Source organism: Frigoribacterium sp. CFBP 13729 (genome assembly GCF_014841875.1).
GTDB lineage: Bacteria > Actinomycetota > Actinomycetes > Actinomycetales > Microbacteriaceae > Frigoribacterium.
The window spans coordinates 43,983-61,931 of record NZ_JACYUR010000001.1; the positions used below are offsets into that span (position 1 = coordinate 43,983).

The window sequence follows — 17,949 nt, forward strand, 5'->3', positions numbered from 1 at the left end:
TCTGCCAGTGCGCGGGATGCATCCGTGAGCACCATTTCGGGGGCCACGTGCGAAGTCAACGGGCCAGCACGTCATCCAGGTCCGCTAAGCGCCTTCGTCGAGTGGTCAGTAGATGTCCTTTCATGAGAAGTGACAGACCGTTTCTGACCACTCGGCCGAAATGAGTGTCCAGAGAGCGGGAAATACCACCTGGTGTTGGCGACTCGCCGTGTAACGAGTGCGTGAAGCTTCGGGGGCGGGAGGGGGAGGGCGCCGGGGCGGGCCGAGGCCCGTAGGCACGGGGATCGCGGGGTGCAGTGTGCGCACGCAGGCGCCGCCTCCTACGGTCTGGCGGCCTCGCGGCAGGGACGTAAGTCCCTTATCGTTCAGCGGAACGATAAACGGAAGGCCATCCCCGCATGACACCGATCGTCCCTGAACACCGATCCGGCCTGAGCCGGCGCACCGTGCTGGCCGGCGCCGCCGGGCTCGCCGGGCTGGGCCTGCTCACCCTGTCGGGCTGCACGCCGGCGCGCAGCAACCCGACCATCCCCGAGGCCGCCGCCGTCGGCACAGCGAAGAGCGGCGGACGCCTGCGCATCGCCCGGCCCGCCGCCTCCGCCGCGGAGACCCTCGACTCGGCCAGCTCCCTCTCGGCCTACGAGTACCTCGGCGCCCTCTACAACCGCCTCGTCAAGCTCGACGAACAGGGCGTCACCGTGCCCGACCTCGCCGAGGAGTGGTCCGCCACCCCCGACGGCGTCACCTGGACCTTCCGCCTGCGCCAGGGCGTGACGTTCCACGACGGACGGCGCTTCACGGCTGCCGACGCCATCTACTCGATCGAGCACATCCTCGACCCCGACACCGGCTCGCCCCAGGGCGAGGTGCTCGCCGCCATGATCGGCCCGAGCAGCATGAGCGCCCCCGACCCGCTCACCCTCCGCTTCGAGCTGCTCACGGCCAACGCCGAGTTCCCCTCGCTCCTGACGGCGTACCAGTGCTACATCGTCCCCGAGGGCAGCGCCGAGCCCGGCGACCCGAACGGGATCGGCACCACCGGCATCGGCACGGGGCCCTTCAAGCTGAGCAGCTTCGAGCCCGCCGGCACGGGCAGCATCGAGGCGTTCGAGGACCACTTCGCCGGACGTCCGGTGCTCGACGGCATCGACTTCTATTCGATCCAGGACACGACGGCCCGCGTCAACGCCCTGCTCGCCGGCCAGATCGACCTCATCTCGCAGACCAACCTCGACTTCGCCACCGCCCAGGTCGTCAGCGCCTCGAGCACCGCCACCGTCGCCCGGTCGGCCAACGCGCAGTGGTACACGATCCCGATGCTCTACACGTCCGCCGAGTTCAGCGACCCGCTGGTCCGCCAGGCCATGAAGCTCGCCTACGACCCCCAGGCCATCGTCGACACCGCCCTGCAGGGCACCGGCTCGCCGGGGTGGGACAACCCCGTGCCTCCCACCCAGGCGGTCTGGCTCGACGAGCAGCGTCAGCACGACCCCGACAAGGCCCGGGCACTGCTCAAGCAGGCCGGTCGCGAAGGGCTCCGCACCGAGATCTACACGTCCAGCTACGAGTCGGTCTTCACCCCGATGGCCGTCGCGTACCGCGACCAGGTCGCGGAAGCGGGCATCGATCTCGTCGTGCGCAACGCCTCCTCGGACTCGTACTACACGCAGATCTGGATGCAGAAGCCGCTGATGGTCAGCTACTGGTTCGCCGGCCGCCCGATCGACCAGCTGCTGAACCAGATCTTCCGCACCGGCTCGTCGTACAACGAGAGCGCCTGGTCGAACCCCACCTTCGACGGGCTGCTCGACTCCGCCCGCGCCGAGATGAACGACGACCGTCGCCGGATGCTCTACCAGGACGCCCAGCGCGTCATCGTCGAGGACTCCGCCGACATGACGCCGATGTTCGGCGACCGCCTCGTCGGCCTCGGGCGCAACGTCGTCAACTACCGCGAGTACGGCTTCGAGTTCGACTACCTGCAGATCGGACTGCGCGCATGAGCACCGAGATCACCAGCCCGTCCGGTTCGTCGTCGACGTCGTCGACAGCTGCCGAGAGGCAGAGCCGAGGAGGCGCCCCCTCGCCCCGAGGAGGCTCCCGACCCGGCAGCGCGGCCGTCACCACGGCTCTTCTCGTCCTGCGCCGGGTCGGCACGGCCCTGCTCACCGTGCTGCTCGCCTCCTTCTTCGTGTTCTTCGCGGTGCAGGCGCTGCCCGGCGACGTCGCGCAGCAGCTGCTCGGCCAGGACGCGACGCCCGACGCGGTCGCCGCCCTGCGCGAGACGCTCGGCCTCGACCAGAACGTCTGGGCCCGCTACGGCCAGTGGCTCGGCGGCGCCAGCCACGGCGACTTCGGCATCTCGCTCGTCAGCGGTGCTCCGGTCGGACCCGACCTGCTCGTCGCGTTCCGCAACAGCATGCTCATCGCCGTGCCGGCCCTGCTCGTCGGCGTCACGCTGTCGCTGACCCTCGGCGTCGTCGCGGGCGTGCGCCGCGGTCGCCCGAGCGACCACGCCATCTCGCTGATCAGCCTCATCGTGATGAGCGTGCCGGAGTTCATGGTCGCGACGATCCTCGTGCTGCTGTTCGCGGTCGCGATCCCGATCTTCCCGGCCGTCGTGCTGCGCGGCGACAGCGCCACCGTGACCGAGCTGCTGCCGAGCGTCTGGCTGCCCGCCATCGTGCTGACCCTCGCCATGGCGGCGTACATCGTCCGGACGGCACGCTCGTCGACCATCGACGTGATGGCGTCGGAGTTCGTCACCACCGCCGAGCTCAAGGGCCTCTCGACCCGCCAGGTCGTCTGGCGCCACGCCGTGCCGAGCGCGCTGCTGCCGACGCTGAACGTCGTCGCCCTCAACGTCGCATGGCTGCTCGGGGGAGTCGTCGTCGTCGAGAACGTCTTCAACTACCCGGGCATGGGCAAGCTCATGCTCGAGTCGGTCTTCAACCGCGACCTGCCCACCATCCAGGCGATCGCCGTCGTCAGCGCGCTCGTCTACGTCGTCTGCAACCTCGCGGCCGACCTGATCGCCCTCGCGCTCGACCCGCGGCTGCGCACCCGACGGAAGGCTCGTTCATGAGCACGATCACGCCTCCTCCTGCCTCCGGTGGTGCCGGTTCCGGCGCCGGTGCCGGCGGTGCCGGCGGTGCCGGCGGCGCTGCCTCCGGTCCTGTCGCTCCCGGCGCTGATCCGTCACGTGCCGGATCGGGTCACGGCGCTGATCCGTCTCGTGCCGGATCGAGTCACGACGCTGATCCGTCTCGTGACGGATCAGCCGCTGGCGCGACCCCGCCCCCTGTCTCGACCTCGCCCCCGATCGCGACGCGGCTGCGCTCGGTCTGGACCGGTCTCGGCAGCAGCATCAGCGCCTCCTCGGCCCTCGGCATCGGACTGGGGCTCATCGCGCTGCACGTGCTGCTCGCCGTGCTCGCCCCGCTGATCTCGGGACACGACCCCGTCATGACCGACTCGACCGCCGCGCTCAGCGGCGCGAGCTGGTCGCACTGGCTCGGCACCGACCAGTACGGCCGCGACATCCTCTCGCGCACCCTGCACGGCGGTCAGTACGCGCTGCTCGTGACGTTCCTCGCGACGACGATCGCGGTCGGCATCGGCACGGTGCTCGGCTGCGTCACCGCCTACGCCGACAACTGGTTCGACGAGGTCGTCATGCGCATCGTCGACGCGCTGCTCAGCGTGCCGTCGATCCTCGCGCTGCTCGTCGTCGTGACCGTGTTCGACTCGGGGCTGTGGGTCATCGTGCTCGCGGTCACCGTCGTCTACGCACCGGCCGTGACGCGGGTCGTCCGCGGCGCCGCCCGCACCGTCATCACCCAGGACTACGTCACCGCCGCCCGCGCCCGCGGTGAGGGAGCGCTCAGCATCGTGTTCCGCGAGATCCTGCCGAACGTCACCGACGTGGTGCTCGTCGAGTTCGCGATGCGCGCCTCCTGGATCGTGCTGCTCATCTCAACGCTGTCGTTCCTGGGGTTCGGCGCGAACCCGCCGACTCCCGACTGGGGCCTCATGGTGCAGGAGAACCGCACCGCTCTCACCGTCGTGCCGCTCGGGACCCTCGCCCCCGTCGTCGCACTTGCCACCCTCGTGATCGGCCTCAACCTCAGCGCCGACGGACTCAGCAAGACGCTCGGCGTGGACCGCGCGCAGAAGGGGGCGATCTGATGAGCGCTCGTGATCTCGGCCAGCCTGGGGGCGCCTCCTTCGGTCCGGCTCCTGGTTCTGCTGCGGGCGCGACACGAGGAGGCGCGGGTGCGGTCGGCGAGACCGCCCGCGACCTCGTCGTGCGCGTCGACGACCTCTCGATCTCGTACTCCGCCGGGCGCCGCGAGGTGCCCGTGGTGCGCGGCGTCAGCTTCGACATCGCCGCCGGTCGCGCACTCGGCCTCGTCGGCGAGAGCGGCAGCGGCAAGTCGACGGTGGCTCGGACGTTGTTGGCGCACCTCCGTCGGGGCTCGCGCATCGTCGGCGGCAGCGTGACCGTGGGCGGTGACGACGTGTTCGCCCTCGACGAGCGGGCCCGGCGGGCACTGCGCGGCGGCACCGCGGCACTCGTCGCCCAGAACGCCGGGCAAGCGCTGACTCCGTCCATGCGCGTCGGCCGACAGCTGCGCGAGGCGCTCGAGAGCCACGGACTGCCCGGCGGACACGAGCGCGTGCTCGAGCTCGTTCGGCACGTGCGGCTGCCCGACCCCGAGGGGATCGTGCGGCGGTATCCGCACCAGCTCTCCGGCGGGCAGCAGCAGCGGATCGCGATCGCGATGGCCGTCGCGGCGCGGCCCAAGCTGTTGGTGCTCGACGAGCCGACGACCGCGCTCGACGTCGTCACCCAGTCGGCCGTGCTCGAGCTGATCCGCGACCTCGCCGTCGAGCTCGACATGGCGATCCTGCTCGTGAGCCACGACCTCGGCGTCGTGTCGAGCATGGCCGACGAGATCGCCGTGATGCGCGACGGGGTCGTCGTCGAGCACCGGGCCACCGCGGACCTGTTCGCCGACCCGCGCGATCCGTACACACGGGAGCTGCTCGCGAGCATCCCGCGCGTGGGCGCGGTCGACGTGGACGCTGCTGACCACCATGAACCGGGTTCCGGACCGGGAGCCGCGAACAAACGCAGTTCATCGTTCGGAGCGCGGTTCTTGGCGCGGGTGAGTCGCGTGGTGGGCGGTGCCGGGGACGGTGCCGCGCCTCCTGCGGGTGAGCCTGCTGCTGGTGCTGCCGGCGCTGCGGGCGCTGCCGGTGCCGCGGGCGCTGCGAGTGACCTGACGCGTTCCGGACACCATGACGCGGCACAGCGCGGCACGTCGTCCGGAACGGGGCATGAAGGAGGTGCGGGTCGGGCTGACGCGACCGGGCACGCTTCGGGTGCGGTGCGGGGGACCAGCGTTCCCGGCGGCGATGCACCCTGGAGTGGACCGGACACCCCGTCGTTGCGGGGTGCATCGTCCACTCCGGGGTTCGCGGGAGGCGCGGGTCGCGCTGACAGCGCCGGGCACGCCACCGGCAGCGAGACAGCAGCGCCCAGCGAGCGCGCGGCGCCTGTCGTCGTCGCACGCGAGCTGGTCGTGCGCTACGGACGCGGGCTGCCCGCGGCCGTCGACCGGGTGTCGCTCGAGATCGGACGGCGGGAGACGCTGGCCGTGGTGGGGGAGTCGGGGTCCGGCAAGTCGACGCTCGCGACGGCGATGGCGGGGCTGATCCCGGCGGAGTCGGGGTCGTTCACGTTCCGCGGCACGGACGGCGTCGAGGGCGACCTCACCCAGCCCGTCGCCCGTCGCACCGCCGAGCTGCGGCAGTCGGTGCAGCTGGTCTTCCAGAACGCGGACACGTCGCTCAACCCGCGACGCACCGTCGGCGCCGCGATCGCCCGGCCGCTGACGCTGTTCACGGGGCTGACCGGCTCCGCACGGGCCGATCGTGTCGCCGAGCTGCTGGTCGAGGTCGGGCTGTCGCCGGACTTCGCCGCACGCCTGCCGGCCCAGCTCTCGGGCGGTCAGCGCCAGCGCGTCGGCATCGCCCGCGCGCTCGCCGCCGGCCCCGAGCTGATCATCGCCGACGAGATCACGACCGCGCTCGACGTGCGGGTGCAGGCAGGGGTGCTCGACCTGCTGACGGGACTCCGCGACGAGAAGGGGCTGAGCTGCCTCTTCATCAGCCACGACCTCGCCGTCGTGCGCGGGGTGGCCGACCGCGTCGCCGTCATGACCGGCGGACAGATCGTGGAGGTCGGCCCGGCCGACGCCGTCTTCTCCGGCCCGAACCACCCATACACGCGGACGCTGCTCGACGCGACGCTCGACCCGGGCACCACCGAGCTGCCGAGCGTCGGCGACGGACGCCCGCGCTGGCGCGACGCCGACGGCTGGGACGACCACGGCGACGGACACCGGATCAAGCGCTGGGAGGCGATGTGAGCACGGGCGGCAGGAGCAGCAGCGACGTGAGCAGGAACGACGTGAGCACGGACGACCGGGGCAGGCACGACACCGACAGGGGCGACTCGACCATGCGCGGTGGTGGGCCGAGGACGCACGGCCGAGCCAGTGAGGCCCCAGATCGGGGGGTGGCGAGCAGGGGCTCCGTGAGGACCAGCGTCCACGGAGGCCCACGCCTGCTCGACCGAGCCAGGGACGAGGAGGCGGAGGGCGGCATCGCCGCCGAGGAGCACATCCTGCACCGCCTGCGCGAGCGGGAGCGCGAGCAAGCCCGGAGCCGAGCAGGCGCAGGAGGTGCCGGTCAGGGCCTCGATCCCGGTCGCGGTCGCACCGACGGGCCGGGCCCCGACGGCACCGACGATGACGGCACCGACGGCGACGGCACCGACGGCGACGGCACCGACGGCGACGGGCACCTCCGCGACGGGGGCGTGTCGTGAGCGACCAGGGCGACCCGGGCGACCAGGGGCACCAGGGCGACCGGTCCGCCGGTCGCGACCCGCGCCTCCTTCGCGATCCCGAACGTCTGCACCAGGTCGACGTGCGCGACGAGTGGGTGCCGCTGCCGGACGGCACGCGGCTGCACGCCCGAATCTGGGCGCCGCGCGTCGAGCACCCGGTGCCGGTGCTGCTCGAGTACCTGCCGTACCGGCTCGACGACTGGACGGCTCCGCGCGACAGCGAACGGCACCCCTGGTACGCGGCGCGGGGGTACGCGTCGGTGCGGGTGGACATCCGGGGCACGGGGTCGAGCAACGGGCTGTTCGACGACGAGTACTCCGTGCAGGAGCTCGACGACGGCCTCGCCCTGATCGAGTGGCTCGCCGCCCAGCCGTGGTCGACCGGTGCGGTCGGCATGTTCGGCATCTCGTGGGGCGGGTTCAACGCTCTCCAGCTCGCCGGTCGCGCACCCGCCGCGCTCAAGGCGATCGTCACCGTGTGCTCGACCGACGACCGGTACGACAACGACGTGCACTACATGGGCGGCGCGGTGCTGGGCATCGACATGGCGGCCTGGGGGGGGACGATGTTCGCGTTCAACTCCCGCCCGCCGCGGCCCGAGGTGGTCGGCGCCGACTGGATCGCGCAGTGGCGCGAGCGGCTCGAGCACAACCGGCCGATGACGCCGACCTGGCTCGCCCACCAGGAGCGCGACGACTACTGGCGGCACGGCAGCGTCTGTGAGGACTACTCCTCGATAACGGCTGCCGTGCTCGCCGTGGGCGGCTGGGCCGACCCCTACCGCGACGCCGTGCTGCGGCTCGTGTCGAACCTCGACGCACCCGTCACGGGCATCGTCGGGCCGTGGTCGCACCAGTACCCGGACCGCGGGCTGGCTCCGGGGCCCGGCATCGGGTTCCTGCAGGAGACGCTGCGCTGGTGGGACCGCTGGCTGCTCGACGAGCCGAACGGCGTCGACGACGAGCCGGCGCTGCGGGCCTGGATCAACGACTCCGAGCCTCCCGCGACGTTCTACGCCGAGCGGACCGGCCGCTGGGTCGCCGCCGAGGCGTGGCCGTCGGAGGCGACCTCGGCGCGGGTCGAGTCGCTGTCGCTCCTGGCCGGGGGCGAGCACGGACCGGTCTCGGTGCGCTCGCCGCAGAGCACCGGCCTCGACGCAGGACGCTTCTTCCCGTTCGGCAACGCCACCGACCTGCCGCCCGACCAGCGCGGCGAGGACGGGCGCTCGGCCTGCTTCGACCTGCTCGTCGCGGAGGCGCCCCTCGACCTGCTGGGCAACGTCGTCGTCGACCTCGCCCTGACGAGCGACCGGACGTCGGCCACGGTCATCGTCCGGCTCTGCGACATCGCCCCCGACGGCAGCTCGACGCTCGTCACCCGCGGGGTCCTCAACCTGAACAAGCGGCACGGTCGCGATCAGAACGTCCCGATGGAGGCGGGGGTCGAGGAAGACGTGCAGGTCGCGCTGGTCTCGACCGGCCACTCGTTCCCGGTGGGCCACCGCCTCCGGGTGGCCGTCTCGTCCGCCTACTGGCCCTGGATCTGGCCGCACCCCGACGAGGCGACCCTCACGATCGACCCGCGGCACAGCTCGGTGACGCTGCCCGTCTGGACGCGGCGCGACGACGACGGCGTGCGCTTCGAGGAGCCGACCCGCGCGACCCCGCTCGCCGTGCGGGCGCTGCCCACCGCGTCGGACCTGCCGCAGCGCAGCGTCTCGCACGACGTGGGCACCGGCGAGTGGGTGCTCGACGTCGACCCCGGCTACGGCGGCGGGCGCGAGTACCCCGACGGCCTCGTCTTCACCGAGGACAGCCGCGAGACCTACCGGATCACCGACGGCGACCCGCTGTCGGCCTCCGCGGAGTCGCGCTGGGCCATCGGGCTCGAGAAGCCGTCGTGGAAGGCATGGCTCGAGACGACGTCCCGGCTCACGGCGACGCGGGACGAGTTCGTCGTCGTCAACACCGTCCAGGCCTGGGCGCGGGACGGCGGGCCGGAGGCGCCGGTCGTCGTCGTCGCGGAACGCCGGTTCGAGGACCGGGTGCCGAGGACGTCGGCGTGAGCGGGGTCGGGGACGGGAGCGGCGCCTCCTCTGCTGCGGGCGTGTCTGCGGGTGCGGCTCTCGCGGCGGGCGGCGGGCGGCAGAAGCCGGCCGTGCGGCGGGCGCTGATCGTGGAGGCGGCGCGCGGCGTCATCCTGCGCGAGGGGCTCGGCGGCACGCGGCTGCGCGACATCGCGGGGGAGGCGGGCGTCTCGGTGGGAACGGTGACCTACCACTTCGAGAGCGTCGCGGAGATCCTGAACGAGGTGGTCGTGCTCGAGACCGCCCGGTTCTACTCGTCGATCATCGAGGCGGTCGACGCCGAGCCCGACCCCGTCGCCGGCGTGCGGATGCTCGTCGAGCCGCTCTTCGCCGCGACGGACGCGAGCGACGAGCACTGGCGGCTCTGGTCGGACTACTGGACGGCCGTCGCGCGGAAGCCCGCGGTCGCCGCGGAGTACGTCGAGCGGATCCGCGTCTGGGAGGCGTGCCTCACGCGGACGCTGCGGCGCGGGGCGGAGTCGGGCGCGTTCCCGGCGCTCGGAGCTGGGGCTGGGGCTGGGGCTGTGGCTGCCGGCCCGGACGAGGGGCCCGCCGATCGTGCGTCGGAGGTGGCGTTGAAGCTAGCCGCATACAGCGACGGAGTCGCGACGCAGCTGGCGCAGAAGGCTCCGGGGCTGACGTCGGAGCTGGCGCTGACGTGGATGTGGACGTTCCTCGGGCACGAGACGGGCGCCTCCTTCGCCTGACCTACCCGGGACGCTCGTAAACCGGCAGAAGGTGCTGTATCAGCACCTCCGGAGGACCGTTCCTGCCGGTTCAACGCCGCGCAGCAGGGACGAGAGGCCCCGAATCGACCTTCCGAGGGGCTCGGGGGTCGATTCGGGGCCTCTCGAGGGAGGTCGCCGACGCTACGCGCGGCGGCGGCGGGCCCTCACGACGAGCGCGAGGCCGGCGAGCAGCACGAGCAGCGCTCCTGCGACGAGGGGGAGGGCGTCGCTGCCGGTGAAGGCGAGCGCGCCGTTGGCCTGCGCCGGGGCAGTCAAGCGTCCGGCCGACGTGCCCGCACCCGCGCCAGAACCCGCGCCGGCTCCGGTACCAGCACCACCGGCACCCGGTGTGCCCGGGAGCGGGTCGGAGACGGCGGTCAGCTCAAAGGTGCCCCAGGTCTCGGCGACCGTCGCGTCGGTCTGGCCGACGAGGGTGTGGGTGCCGGCTCCGAGGCCCTCGGGGAGGCGCAGCGTGAGCACCCCGTCGTCGTCACTGGGGTCGTCGCCCAGGTAGACGGGCTCCGAGTGCACGAACCAGTCGAGCGCCGCACCGGCGAGACGACGCGGGACGGTCGCGGTGAGCGTACCCTCCGCCTCGTCGACGGCGGTCACGACCAGCGTGTGCGTCGCCTCCGTCAGCTCGGAGAGCGGCACCGCCGTGGGCTCCCCGGTGCCCGGGTCGACGGGAGGCGTGGTGGGGTCGACCGGCGGGGTCGTCGGGTCGGTCGGGTCGACGGGAGGCTCCGTCGGGTCCGCCGGACGCGACAGTGTGACCTCGTCGACGACGGTCATGTCCGCCGTGCGGTACGTCGTCATCGCGATCGAGTCCGCCGTCACCTTGACGTTGGTGAAGTTCGGCGTGTACTCCTGGTTCTGCACGGCGCTGAAGTCGAAGTCCTGCGACTGGATGTCGTAGTACTTGCTGCCGCTCGACGAGTTCGCCGTGACGTAGAGCACCTCGTCGCCCTCGGGCGTGACCGTGCCGTCGACCGGCTCGTCGGTGTGCACCGGCGTCGTGCCGCTCATGAGGTAGCTGCGGACGTACACGTGGTCGTGGCCCATCAGCACCAGGTCGACGTCGAGCTCGCTCATCACCGGGGGCAGCTCGGCACGACGCGTGACGATGTCGCCGTCGGTCGCGTGCGAGGCGACGCTGTAGACCGAGTGGTGGAACGTGACGATGGTCCAGCGGGCCTCGTCGCCGTGCTCGGCGATGACCTTCCGGGCGAAGTCGGCGTGGCCGGCGTCGTCACGGTCGTTCGAGTTGAACGAGATGTAGAGCGTGTCCTGGTAGAGGAACCAGTAGTCGCCGCCGGCCCGGTTCGCGTCCGGCCGGCCCGCCGTCTCGCTGACGTTCGGCATCGCGAAGTGCTGCTCGTAGGCCTTGCTCGCGACGTCGTGGTTGCCGATGTTCGTCGCGAACGGCAGCGACTTCGTCTGCGACGGTGCGAGGAACCCGTCGTACTGCAGCTCGTTCGAGGCCGTGTTGACCTGGTCGCCCGCGCTCAGCACGAAGCTCGTGTCGGGGAACGCGGTGGCGGCCGTGTCCATCGTGGTCACCCAGCCCGCCGTGTCGCGCGTGGTCTCGCCGGCGCCGATCTGCGCGTCGCCGATGAACAGGAAGCCGTAGTCGCCCGTCGCCTGCGTCTCGAACGTGTACGTCTCCGACCAGCCGTCGGCGTCGCTGCCGACGCGGTAGCTGTACGAGGTGCTCGGGACGAGGCCGGTCAGCGTCGCGTGGTGCCAGTTCTGCCCGTCGGTCGCCACTCCGCTGGTGGAGGAGAACGAGGAGGCGCGGGCCGGGAAGGCACCGCCCGTCACGTCCTTCGTGAGCGCGAGCTGCGCCTCCTCGGCGCTCGTCGAGTCGGAGTACCACGACACCGCACGCTGCGACTCGTCCGCCCCGATGTTGAGGAACACGTCGCTGATGCTGGCCTCGGCGCTCGCCGAGACGGGGGTGAGCGAGAGGAAGTCGAAGTAGATGTCCGAGCTGGTCGAGCGGTCCTGGTAGAGCGCGACCGAGACGGTGTTCTCGCCCGCGTGCAGCAGGGCCGGGTCGATCGTGAACGTCGAGCGGTCGGGGTCGCCGCCGCCGTCGCCCGCGTAGCCGACGTTGCCGTCGTGCTCGGCGACGCGGGAGTCCTCGTAGCCGACGACCTTCGTGCCGTTGACGTACACGACGAGCGCGTCGTCGTAGACGACGTCGGCGGTCAGGGACTTCCAGCCGGCGAGCTGGTCGGCGGTGAGGTCGAGGGAGCTGCGGAAGAAGTAGGTCGGCACGTCGACCGTGCCGCCCTGGAGGTACTGCTGCAGCAGGGTGTCGACGGCGTAGCCGCCGCCCATGCCGGTCGCCTTGCCGCCCTTGGCGCCGAAGCTGCCCTGGGCGTTCTTCCACTGGGAGTCGTCGAAGTCGTCGGCGGTCCAGCTGAGCGGGTCGTCGCTGCCGGCCGAGGGGTCGACCCCGGTCTCGAGGTAGCTCCACGCCGTCGACTCGGTGGTCAGCAGCGGGACGGCGTCGTCGGCACGGGCCGACGTGACGGTGCTCGTGGCTCCGACGGCGGTGGCCGTGACGAGCAGGAGCGCCGCGGCGACGCGGGCGCGGTGGCGCGGGCGTCGTGCGGCGGTGGGGGTGGTGGTCATCCTGGTCCTTCGTGATCGTGGAGGCGCCGCCCCCGTGATCGGGACGGGCCTCGGGCATCAGAGCAGGGGGATGTGGACGACAGGTGTAGCGGGGGTGACATGTGTCGCCGACGAGCGTCGTCGTCGAGTGGTCGGGAACGGTTCTCCTCCCGTCGGGGGAGGACCGTTCTCGACCACTCGGCTGAGGGCGGGCTCGACCGGTCGGCGACTTCTCGGGGGATCGCTTGACCTTGCCCTAGGGGCACGGTTTCTACTTGTGGGTAGTCGGCGACGAGCGCCGGCGACGACACCGACGAGGAGGCGCCCCGTGGCCTGGAGCACCCGCCAGCTGGCCGAGATGGCCGGCACCACGGTCAAGAGCGTCCGCTACTACCACCAGCTCGGGCTGCTCGAGGAGCCGGAACGGCTCAGCAACGGCTACAAGCAGTACGAGGTGCGGCACCTCGTCCGTCTGCTGCAGATCACGCGGCTGACCGATCTCGGCGTGCCGCTTGCCCAGATCCAGGCGGTCGGTGGCGCGGGTGACGACCCCGACGCGGCTCTGCGCGTGCTCGACTCCGAGCTGGAGGCCACCATCGAGCGGCTACAGCGCGTCCGGGGCGAGCTCACGCTGATCCTGGAGCACCGGGCGCCCGTCGACCTCCCCGCAGGGTTCAGCGAGGTAGGCGGCCACCTCAGCGACGCCGACCGGGCGCTCGTCATGATCTGGTCGCGGGTCTTCGACGAGCCGGCGATGGACGATCTCCGGACGATCCTGCGGGACGAGCCCCGCACCTCCGACGACGACGAGTTCGACTCGCTGCCCGCCGACGCCGGCCGCGAGACCCGACGTCGCCTCGGTGAGGCACTGGCGCCGGGCATGGGCCGGCTCTTCGAGCAGTACCCGTGGCTGGCCGACCCGGACGGGCACGCCGAACACGGTTCCGCGACCTCGACAGCCACCGTGGGCGCGGCCGTCACCGAGCTCTACAACCAGGCGCAGCTCGAGGTGCTCTACCGCGCGTACCTCGTGTCGGCAGGCAAGGACGACGACCTGGCCGTGCTCGAGGCCGCGCTGGACGCGGCGGAGGGCGCCGAGGGCGTCGCACCTTCGCCTGCTCCTGCTCCTGCTCCTGCTCCTGCTCCTGCTTCTGCTCCCGAACACGACCCGAGGACACGACCATGACCGAGACCGACTCCACCCGCACCTCCCTCGACACCGCGCCCTTGCTCGCCGAGGACGTGCTCGTGCTGCTCTTCGACCCCGAGTCGGGCACGATTCGCTCGGAGGGCACGCCCCTGCTGCACACGCTGGCGGGCGCCGTCCTCACCGAGCTCGCCCTCGACGAGGCGGTCAGGGTCGACGAGCACGGGTCGGGACTGCGCGGGCGACTCGTCCACGCCGTCGAGGGGCGACAGCCCGTCGACCCGCTGCTCGCGACCACGTGGCAGCGCCTCGTCGAAAAGTCGACCGACCTGCGGTCGCTGCTGCTCGAGATCGGGCCACGGCTGCGCGGGCCGGTGATCGATCGGGTCGTCGAGCGCGGGGCGCTGCGCCGCGAGAGCCGCAAGACGCTCGGGTTCATCCCGACGACGGCGCTCGTCGACGGCGGCACCGGGCGACGCGAGGAGCTGCTCGACCTCGTGCGGCCCGTGTTGTTCGACGACCAGGAACCGTCGCCGCGGTCAGGCGCGCTCGCGGCGCTGCTCTCGGCCAGTGGCGCGCTGCCGGCGCTGCACCGCGACCTGCCCTGGTCGGGCGCGCTCTACACCCGCGGGCGGCAGCTGCAGCGCGGCGAGTGGGGTGCCGCCGCCACCGGCGAGGCCGTGGCTGCGTCGGCTGCCGCGGTCGCCGCCGCCGTGCTCTCGAACTCGCTGTTCGTCAGCGTCGTGCTGCCGTCTCTCCGCGACTGAGCCGCTGCTCGGCCTCGCACCCCTCCTCCTGCCCTTCCTGCTCTTCTCTCCTCTTCTTTCCTTTCCTTTCCTTTCCCTTACCCCTTCTTCCCGTCCTGACGACCCCACCTCTGGAGACCGCCATGTCCCACTTCGTCCTCAGCGCCTCCTCGGCTGCTGGCACCTCGGCCGCCACGAACTCCGGCGGACCGTTCGCCTGGTTCCAGGACCTCGTCGGCCAGGTGCCCGAGATCGTGCAGCCGCTCGTCATCGCCCTGGCCGGTGCCGTCCCGTTCATCGAGGGCGAGGGAGCGTCCGCGCTCGGAATCATCGGCGGCGTGCACCCGGTCGTGGCCGCCCTCGCCGGGATCGTCGGCAACCTGCTCTGCGTCGTGGTCGTCGTGCTGCTGGGGTCACGGATCAGGGAGGCGCTGGTCCGGAGACGTGCCGGTCGCGGCGCGCCCGTGGCCGGGGCCGCGGATCCGAGCCCGTCGGCCGCGGGCGTTGGTGTCGGCACCGCTGCGACCGGTGGCGGTCCGGTCGCCTACGCCGCTGCTCCTGGGTCAGCGGGGGCCGCCGCGTCGACTCCGGCTGCCGGGGCAACTCCGGACCCTGTCGCGGCCGGGTCGGTCGAGGCGACGGAGGCGGTGCCCGAGAAGAAGGGCAAGGCGCGGCTGCGACGCTGGCTGGTGAAGTTCGGGGTGCCCGGGGCGAGCCTCCTGGCCCCGCTGGCGCTGCCCACCATGTTCACGGCGGCCACGTTCGTCGGGTCGGGAGTCTCCAAGGGCTGGGTCATCCTCTGGCAGGCCGTCGCCATCGTGGTCTGGACCACGCTCATCACGCTGCTCGCCACCGGTCTGATCTCCGCGATCGGCTAGCTGCCTCTGCTTCCCTTCCTCGCTGGGCCGGTGAACCGGCAGGAAGTGCTCTCGACGGGGCTTGAGAAGTCACTTCCTGCCGGTTCACCCTTAGCAGGAAGGTCGAGAGGCCCCAGATCGACCTCTGGAGGGGCGGGGAGGTCGGTTCGGGGACGCTCGTCCAGCGCCGGTCACCCGCGCGGGGGTCGAGTGGTCAGGAAGTGCTCTTCATGGGGTCGAGGACAGCAGTATCTGACCAGTCGGACGGTGAGCCGGCAGGAAGTGCTGTCGAGGGGGCGGGGGGCAGCACTTCCTGTCGGTTCACCCGTGGGGGAGGAGGACCCGCCGGAGGCGGGCGGCGGCCTCGTGGCCGACGCGGGACATCGCCTCGCGGGTCTGCCCGCCGACGTGCGGGGTGAGCACGACGTCGGGGCGGTGCCGCAGGGGGTGGTCGCCGGGCAGGGGCTCGACCGAGGTGACGTCGAGGCCGGCTCCCGCGAGGTGACCGGACTCCAGGGCGGCGACCAGCGCCTCCTCGTCAACGATTCCGCCTCGAGAGGTGTTGACCACGACTGCCCCCGCGGGGAGCAGGGCCAACTCACGGGCCGAGAGGAGGCCGCGGGTCGCGTCGGTGAGGGGCACGTGGACGCTGAGGGCGTCGGAGGTGCGGAGCAGGTCGTCGAGACCGGCGGGCTCGGCTCCGGCCTCGCGGATCGCCTCGTCGTCGAGGTGCGGGTCGTGCGCGACGACGCGCATGCCGAGTCCGTCGCGGGCGATGCCGGCGACGAGCTGCGCGATGCGGCCGTAGCCGAGCAGGCCGAGGGTGGCTCCGGCGAGCTCACGTCCGGTCATCGACGCGCGCTCGACACCGGCGCCAGCATCGCCACCCGCACTCGCGAGTGCCGGGCCGAGCCCGCGGCGCGTGATCATCAGCAGCGCGACGGCGAGCTCCGCGACCGACCGGCTGTTGGCCGCGGGCGTCGTCGTGACCTCGATGCCGAACTCGGCAGCCGCGGCGACGTCGACGGTGTCGAGCCCGACCCCGTGCCGCGCCACGATCCGCAGCTGCGGGGCCTCGCGCATCATCGCCCCGTCGACGCGGGCGGTGCGGAGCAGGACGCCCTGCACCTCCGGAGCGACGTCAGCCCAGGAGGCGGCCGTCGCGCCCCAGCCGAGGCGCACGTCGGCCCACTCCGCCAGGGACTCCACGACCGCGTCGTCGATCGGCCGCGGCACCCACACGACGGGCCGGGCGGACTCGGCCGCGCTCTCAGCCACGCGGCACCAGCCGCCGGTTCGCCTCGCGTCGCTCGCCCTCGCCGCGCAGCAGCTCGTGCGTCGCCGCGACCACGCCGTCGACGCGACCCGCGGGCACGATCGCCACGCCGTCGTCGTCGCCGACGACCCAGTCGCCCGGAGCCACGGCGACCCCGCCGACCGCCACGGTCTCGCCGAGCCGGTACGGGCCGGTCTTCCACGGTCCCGCCGGCGTCACGGCCCGGGCGAACACGGGGACGCCCACGCGCTCCAGCTCGACCACGTCGCGGGCGGCCGCGTCGAGCACGATGCCGCCGACGCCCAGCGCGAGCGCCTTCTCGGCGACGAGCTCGCCGATCAGCGCCCGCGTCTCGTCGCCGCCGCCGGAGACGACGAGGATCTCGCCCCTCCTGATCTGCTCGAACGCGGCGTGCAGCCCGGCGTTGTCGCCGGGGCGGGTCCAGACGGTGAAGGCGCGGCCCGACAGGGCTGCCCCGCGCCAGAGCGGACGGATGCCCTCGGCGACGCCGAAGCGCTCCATCGCGTCCGAGATCGTCGCGACGGGCAGCTCGCCGGCGGCGGGCCAGGCCCGCGCAGAGCTGGGTGAGGAGGACTCGGGGGTCTCGGGCTGCTGCGGATCGGGCTGGGGCATCGTCGCTCCTGTCGGTCGGGGTGGTGACCCGCGGCGACGTCGCCCGGGCCGGGGTCGTCTCAGTCGAGGGCGGGCGGCAGCCCGGTGCGGGCGATGTCCGAGGAGGCGGCCTGCAGCGCCCCGAGGAAAGCCGCGGTCGCCTCGTCGGTGAACCGGCTGGTGGGCCCGCCGAGCGCCAGCGCCACGGGCTGCGCTCCGTCGCGGCTCGGGACCGGCACCGCCATGCCGCTGTTGCCCGGCTCGCGGACGCCGTGCGACAGCGACCACCGGGCGGCCCGGGCCTGCTCGACGCGGGCGACCAGCGCCTCCTCGTCGACGGCCTCGGCGGCGGACCCGACGTTCGAGCCGGCCCCGGATCCGGACGGTGCACCGGCGCCTGACCCGGCGCCTGACACGGCGCCCGACCCGGCGACCGCAGCGGCCAGCGCCGCGACCTCGGCGCCGAGCTCCTCCGGCGCGACCGAGCTCAGCAGCACCATCCCGGCGGCGCCCTTCCACAGCGGCAGCTCGTCGCCGACCTGGACGACGTGCCGCAGCGAGTGCGGGCTCGGCGACTGGGCGACGACGACGCGGGTCGTGCCGCTGCGCACGTAGAGGCTGACGGTCTCGCCTGTCTCGGCGGACAGCTCGGCCATGCGTGCGGCGGTCGCCTCGGGCACGGTCCAGGCCGCGGCGGCGAAGGCGCCCCAGCGGATCAGCCGGGTGCCGACGGCGACGCGGCTGCCGGCGACGTGCTGCAGCATGCGCTCGGCGACGAGGGTCTCGACCAGGCGCAGCACGGTGGTCCGGGGCAGCCCGGACGCCGTGACGAGCTCGCCGATCGACAGGGAGGTGCGCTGGGGCGTGAACGCCTGCAGCACGTCGAGGGCGCGGCTGACGGCGCGGACCCCGCTCGCTTCCGTGACCATCGCCGACCTCTCGTCCCGACCCGCACCTC

The 17,949-nt window shown here is 72.6% G+C and carries 14 protein-coding genes; 10 read left to right on the plus strand and 4 right to left on the minus strand.

Annotated features, from left to right (window positions below; translation table 11 throughout):
• Positions 1 to 398 precede the first annotated feature (398 nt).
• From IFT77_RS00205 to IFT77_RS00235, 7 genes are all read left to right on the plus strand, one after another.
• Entirely contained in the window at positions 399 to 2,003 is a 1,605-nt protein-coding gene (locus IFT77_RS00205) for an ABC transporter substrate-binding protein (protein ID WP_192168953.1), read from the plus strand.
• Positions 2,000 to 3,085 (plus strand): ABC transporter permease, encoded by a 1,086-nt coding sequence (locus IFT77_RS00210; RefSeq protein ID WP_192168954.1) that lies wholly within the window; start codon positions 2,000 to 2,002, stop codon positions 3,083 to 3,085. Before IFT77_RS00205 ends, IFT77_RS00210 begins: the two co-directional genes overlap by 4 nt.
• Positions 3,082 to 4,188 carry an ABC transporter permease gene (locus tag IFT77_RS00215; RefSeq protein WP_244638369.1) on the plus strand — a complete coding sequence of 369 codons (1,107 nt, stop codon included), beginning with the start codon at positions 3,082 to 3,084 and terminating at the stop codon, positions 4,186 to 4,188. Before IFT77_RS00210 ends, IFT77_RS00215 begins: the two co-directional genes overlap by 4 nt.
• On the plus strand, positions 4,188 to 6,437 hold the full coding sequence (locus IFT77_RS16625) for an ABC transporter ATP-binding protein (protein ID WP_244638370.1): 2,250 nt from the start codon (positions 4,188 to 4,190) through the stop codon (positions 6,435 to 6,437). The genes IFT77_RS00215 and IFT77_RS16625 overlap by 1 nt, the downstream gene beginning before the upstream one ends.
• 167 nt (positions 6,438 to 6,604) lie before the next feature.
• Complete coding sequence (locus tag IFT77_RS00225; RefSeq protein ID WP_192168955.1) at positions 6,605 to 6,898, plus strand: hypothetical protein; 294 nt, start codon at positions 6,605 to 6,607, stop codon at positions 6,896 to 6,898.
• Positions 6,895 to 8,985, plus strand: coding sequence for a CocE/NonD family hydrolase (locus IFT77_RS00230; RefSeq protein ID WP_371740840.1), 2,091 nt, complete (start codon positions 6,895 to 6,897; stop codon positions 8,983 to 8,985). Before IFT77_RS00225 ends, IFT77_RS00230 begins: the two co-directional genes overlap by 4 nt.
• Positions 8,982 to 9,713, plus strand: a complete 732-nt coding sequence (locus tag IFT77_RS00235) for a TetR family transcriptional regulator C-terminal domain-containing protein (protein WP_371740841.1) — start codon at positions 8,982 to 8,984, stop codon at positions 9,711 to 9,713. The genes IFT77_RS00230 and IFT77_RS00235 overlap by 4 nt, the downstream gene beginning before the upstream one ends.
• Before the next feature lie 162 nt (positions 9,714 to 9,875).
• Here the strand turns inward: IFT77_RS00235 and IFT77_RS00240 are convergent, their stop codons facing one another.
• Positions 9,876 to 12,374, minus strand: coding sequence for an FN3 domain-containing metallophosphoesterase family protein (locus IFT77_RS00240; protein ID WP_192168956.1), 2,499 nt, complete (start codon positions 12,372 to 12,374; stop codon positions 9,876 to 9,878).
• A 307-nt stretch (positions 12,375 to 12,681) separates the two neighbouring features.
• On the opposite strand from IFT77_RS00240, the gene IFT77_RS00245 reads away from it, so the two are divergent.
• The 3 genes from IFT77_RS00245 to IFT77_RS00255 all read left to right on the plus strand — a co-directional run bounded on the left by IFT77_RS00245 (position 12,682) and on the right by IFT77_RS00255 (position 15,124).
• Positions 12,682 to 13,539 carry a MerR family transcriptional regulator gene (locus tag IFT77_RS00245; protein ID WP_192168957.1) on the plus strand — a complete coding sequence of 286 codons (858 nt, stop codon included), beginning with the start codon at positions 12,682 to 12,684 and terminating at the stop codon, positions 13,537 to 13,539.
• Entirely contained in the window at positions 13,536 to 14,267 is a 732-nt protein-coding gene (locus IFT77_RS00250) for a GPP34 family phosphoprotein (RefSeq protein WP_192168958.1), read from the plus strand. The genes IFT77_RS00245 and IFT77_RS00250 overlap by 4 nt, the downstream gene beginning before the upstream one ends.
• A gap of 122 nt (positions 14,268 to 14,389) precedes the next feature.
• The gene (locus IFT77_RS00255) at positions 14,390 to 15,124 is read left to right on the plus strand and encodes a small multidrug efflux protein (RefSeq protein WP_197980368.1); all 735 of its coding nucleotides are present in this window, start codon (positions 14,390 to 14,392) and stop codon (positions 15,122 to 15,124) included.
• A 300-nt stretch (positions 15,125 to 15,424) separates the two neighbouring features.
• On the opposite strand, the gene IFT77_RS00260 is transcribed toward IFT77_RS00255, so the two are convergent.
• From IFT77_RS00260 to IFT77_RS00270, 3 genes are read right to left on the minus strand one after another with little or no spacing between them, the layout of a single operon-like run.
• Positions 15,425 to 16,381 (minus strand): hydroxyacid dehydrogenase, encoded by a 957-nt coding sequence (locus IFT77_RS00260; protein ID WP_197980369.1) that lies wholly within the window; start codon positions 16,379 to 16,381, stop codon positions 15,425 to 15,427.
• Positions 16,374 to 17,012 (minus strand): RraA family protein, encoded by a 639-nt coding sequence (locus tag IFT77_RS00265; protein WP_192168959.1) that lies wholly within the window; start codon positions 17,010 to 17,012, stop codon positions 16,374 to 16,376. The genes IFT77_RS00260 and IFT77_RS00265 overlap by 8 nt, the downstream gene beginning before the upstream one ends.
• A gap of 59 nt (positions 17,013 to 17,071) precedes the next feature.
• The gene (locus IFT77_RS00270; protein ID WP_192168960.1) at positions 17,072 to 17,920 is read right to left on the minus strand and encodes an IclR family transcriptional regulator; all 849 of its coding nucleotides are present in this window, start codon (positions 17,918 to 17,920) and stop codon (positions 17,072 to 17,074) included.
• Between the last annotated feature and the right edge of the window lie 29 nt (positions 17,921 to 17,949).